This window comes from Thermodesulfovibrionales bacterium (assembly GCA_026417875.1).
GTDB lineage: Bacteria > Nitrospirota > Thermodesulfovibrionia > Thermodesulfovibrionales > CALJEL01 > CALJEL01.
On sequence record JAOACK010000144.1, the window covers coordinates 1 to 590 of the forward strand.

Genomic DNA, 590 nt, shown 5'->3' on the forward strand with positions numbered 1-590 from the left:
CACTGTTTGGAAAGGGACCCCTGTTTTTTGCAATAAGCCGCTCGATAATAGCCCTTTCCCTTTCAGGCGCGTAGGTCCTAAGAAGGGATTTCTTCTTTATTTTTCCAATCCTAATGGCAAGTTTTGCCCTTCTGTTAAGGAGCTCAAGTATCCTGTCATCAATCCTGTCAATATCTTCTCTCAATCTTTTTATCTCATCCATAGATTAAAAACTTTAACAGATTTTCCTTGTTTTTTCAAGGATTAAACTGTTAGAATTATAAAAACTGTGGATTACCTTTCCGGGGAAGAAAAAATATGGAAAAAATAAGAGCAAAAATAACCTCTTTTCTTGTTTTTATCTTCAGTATGATTATAACTTTTCCCTCTCATGCTGAAAAGATTTTAAATCAGCCTTTTGCTTATGGTACACCTGAAAAGCTTGTTTATGATTTAAAAGATTTTTTTAGAGAAATAGAGGCTGAAGTGCTTAGGGTTGAAGGTGACCTCGTCACAATAGGCGCTGGCAGAAAGAATGGAATAAATAAATATATGAGATTTGACATTGTGAGCTCAAAGAAGATAAAGCATCCTGTTACAGGAGAAGAGAT

General features: G+C 35.3%; 2 protein-coding genes. One reads left to right on the plus strand and one right to left on the minus strand.

Features of this window, described 5'->3' with window-relative positions; all coding sequences use genetic code 11:
* Positions 1 to 202, minus strand: a 202-nt coding sequence (locus tag N2257_10795) for a chorismate mutase (GenBank protein ID MCX7794872.1), incomplete at its 3' end; no start/stop codon positions are given.
* 95 nt (positions 203 to 297) lie between these two features.
* Here N2257_10795 and N2257_10800 point away from each other — a divergent pair.
* Positions 298 to 590 (plus strand): hypothetical protein (locus N2257_10800; protein MCX7794873.1); only part of this gene is annotated, 293 nt, incomplete at its 3' end.